This window comes from uncultured Streptococcus sp., from assembly GCF_963518475.1.
Taxonomy (GTDB): Bacteria; Bacillota; Bacilli; order Lactobacillales; family Streptococcaceae; genus Streptococcus.
Genome location: NZ_CAUQJA010000048.1, coordinates 1 through 3,298 on the forward strand (window position 1 = coordinate 1; position 3,298 = coordinate 3,298).

Genomic DNA, 3,298 nt, shown 5'->3' on the forward strand with positions numbered 1-3,298 from the left:
AGTGCAATAATTGTAAATCACACAAGTACTGCAGTTTTTACTATCATTCAAAATAAAAAGAAAGCTGCAGTTCTTTTAATCCTGTTTCAACGATTCATTCTGAAATCGAATAGGAGACATTTCCCAAGTCTACAATTCACTTCATCTCAAATTAATTTTTGTAATTCACCCTTAGTTTATAGATTTTATACTCAACAAAAGTATAAAGCATACAAAACTTCACTTTGAACCAGTATTTATACTATATTCCGTATTAAAAATTCTATTATTGATTTTGTAAAAAACAGTCTTCAAATATCCTGAAATATAGCAAAAAGAGATTGGGTAAAAACTCATTGTCTCTTCTCACTCAAGGACTAAGTTCACTTGAGCAAACTGAATCCGCACTGTCGTTCCTGTACCGACCTCAGACTCGATACGAATCTGGTGCCCCAGTTCTTCAGAAATTTTCTTAGATAGGTAAAGTCCAAGTCCAGATGACTGCTGAGTTAGGCGTCCATTGTAGCCTGAAAATCCACGTTCAAAGACTCGGAGGACATCACTGTTTTTTATCCCGATTCCCGTATCCTTGATACAGAGTTCCTGGCCTTCCATATAAATCTCCAGACCACCTTCCTTGGTGTACTTGAGACTATTTGAGATAATTTGTTCAATGACCACTAGTAGCCACTTCTTATCCGTCACGATTTCTTTATCAAGGTCATGTAGATTGACATTTAAGCCTTTTTGAATAAAGAAAAGAGCATATTTACGAATTATTTCCTTGACCAAGTCCTCAATTTGAACCTGCTTTAAGACCAAATCATCATGGAAACTTTCTAAACGTAGGTACTGTAAAACTAGATTGGTATAGGAATCAATCTTGAAAATTTCCTGTTCTAACTGCTGCTTCAGTTGGCGGTCAGCTACTTCTGCAACTAAGAGTTGACTGGCTGCAATGGGGGTCTTTATCTGATGGACCCACAAGGTATAGTAATCCAGCAAATCCGTCAGTTTTCTTTCTGAATCTGACCTCTGCTGATAGAGTTCCATCTCACGCGCTTCTAATTTTTCAGCCAAGGCTATTTCCAATGGAGATTTGGCTTCCCTATCCCCATAGAGAAGTTCCTGGCGATAGACCTGCATTTCAACCAATATGTCCCAAGCGAAAAATAAGATGGTTACAAAGCAACACAAGAGAAAAAAATAGAGAAAGTAAATTCCTAAACTGGCAAATAAAAACTGAAAGAGTAAGACCAGAAACGTCAAAGAAATCAGATAGACAAACAGACGACTACGGGAACGCAGATAGGCTAAAAAAAATTGTTTCCAATCAAGCATGCTTCAGTCCGTACCCTATCCCTTTCTTGGTCTCGATAAATCCTACCAAACCCTGCTCTTCCAACTTTTTACGCAATCGAGCCACATTGACAGAGAGAGTATTATCATCAATGAAAAAGTCGCTATTCCAAAGTTCTCGCATGAGGTCATCACGCGCTACGATATTGCCTGCATGCTCAAATAAAACGCGTAAAATCTGAAACTCATTCTTGGTCAAATTCAAGACTTGCCCTTGATAATGTAAATCCATTGATTTGGTATTGAGGATAACACCAGCATATTCCAGTAAACTCTCGTCACGCCCAAACTCATAGGAACGACGCAACAAGCCCTGAACCTTGGCTAAAAGAACCTGCTGGTCAAAAGGCTTGGTCACAAAGTCATCCGCCCCCATATTGATTGCCATGACAATATCCATAGCCTGGTCTCTCGAAGACAGAAACATGATGGGGACCTTGGAAATCTTGCGAATTTCCTGACACCAGTGATATCCATTAAACAAGGGCAGCCCAATATCCATGAGGACCAGATGAGGATCCGACTGAACAAATAGACTCAAAACTTCCATAAAGTCTTCTACCAGGACCACTTCAAATCCCCATTCAGAGAGCATTTTCCCGACCTGTTGACGAATAACCTGATCATCTTCTACTAATAAAATCTTGTGCATCTGATTCTCCTTTGCTATTATTATAACAGATTTTTCCATGCTAGAAGGTCTGAAACTGAATTTGAAAGAGCTTGTTTTTAGCCAACAAAGTGAGACAATCCTACTAGCTAATTTGAGGGAAATTTGATAAGATAAATAAAAAGAAAGGAGCATTTATGGCCAATATTTTTGATTATCTGAAAGATGTCGCACACGATTCCTTTTACGACCTTCCTTTGAATGAGTTAGACATTCTAGCCTTAACAGAAATCACCTACCTCTCCTTTGATAATCTGGTCTCCACAGCTCCTCAGCGACTTTTAGACCTAGCTCCTCAGGTTCCAAGGGAGCCTAACATGTTGACCAGCAAAAATCGACTCCAGCTATTAGATGAACTAGCTCAACACAAACGCTTCAAAAATTGCAAACTCTCCCATTTTATCAATGACATTGATTCTGAACTGCAAAAACAATTTGCGGCTATGACCTACCACCTCACTCTCGACACCTATCTGATTGTCTTTCGTGGGACAGATGACAGTATCATTGGCTGGAAGGAAGATTTCCACCTGACCTATATGAAGGAAATTCCTGCTCAAAAGCACGCCCTCCGCTATTTAAAGAACTTTTTTGCCCACCATCCTAAGCAGAGGGTCATTCTGGCTGGGCATTCCAAGGGAGGAAATCTAGCCATCTATGCTGCTAGTCAAATTGAGCAAAGCTTGCAGGATCAAATCACAGCAGTTTATACCTTTGATGCGCCTGGTCTCCACAAAGAACTGACACAAACTGAGGGCTATCAAAGGATAATGGATAGAACCAAGGTCTTCATCCCACAAGGGTCCATTATCGGTATGATGATGGAAATCCCTAACCACCAAATCATCGTGCACAGTACTGCCTTAGGTGGTATCGCCCAACACGATACGTTTAGTTGGCAGATTGAGGACAAGCACTTCGTTCAACTGGATAAAACCAACAGTGATAGCCAACAAGTTGACACAACCTTCAAGGAGTGGGTGGCCACAGTCCCTGATGAGGAACTCCAGCTCTACTTCGACCTCTTCTTTGGCACCATTCTAGATTCTGGGATTAGCTCCATTAATGACCTGTCCTCCTTCAAGGCTATCGAACATATTCATCATCTCTTTGTCCAAGCTCAATCCCTCACTCCAGCAGAAAGGGAAACAATGGGGCGCCTTACCCAATTATTGATTGATACCCGTTACCAAGCTTGGAAGAATAGATAGTAGCTTTCAAAAATCAAATGTATATAATCATGACCACCCGTCAAACGGGTGGTTTGTCCCAGGGCTATAAGCCCAAATT

At 40.6% G+C, this 3,298-nt stretch carries 3 protein-coding genes; 1 reads left to right on the forward strand and 2 read right to left on the reverse strand.

All coding sequences use genetic code 11. The annotated features are described in order from the left end of the window. Positions 1-345: 345 nt before the first annotated feature. A complete protein-coding gene (locus RYK12_RS10045; protein ID WP_125442919.1) occupies positions 346-1,320 on the reverse strand; it encodes a sensor histidine kinase in 975 nt (324 codons plus the stop codon). Further along, positions 1,313-1,990 carry a response regulator transcription factor gene (locus RYK12_RS10050; protein ID WP_314848867.1) on the reverse strand — a complete coding sequence of 226 codons (678 nt, stop codon included), beginning with the start codon at positions 1,988-1,990 and terminating at the stop codon, positions 1,313-1,315. The genes RYK12_RS10045 and RYK12_RS10050 overlap by 8 nt, the downstream gene beginning before the upstream one ends. Positions 1,991-2,145: 155 nt before the next feature. On the opposite strand from RYK12_RS10050, the gene RYK12_RS10055 reads away from it, so the two are divergent. After that, positions 2,146-3,219, forward strand: coding sequence for a DUF2974 domain-containing protein (locus RYK12_RS10055; protein WP_261141624.1), 1,074 nt, complete (start codon positions 2,146-2,148; stop codon positions 3,217-3,219). The last annotated feature ends 79 nt before the right edge of the window (positions 3,220-3,298 follow it).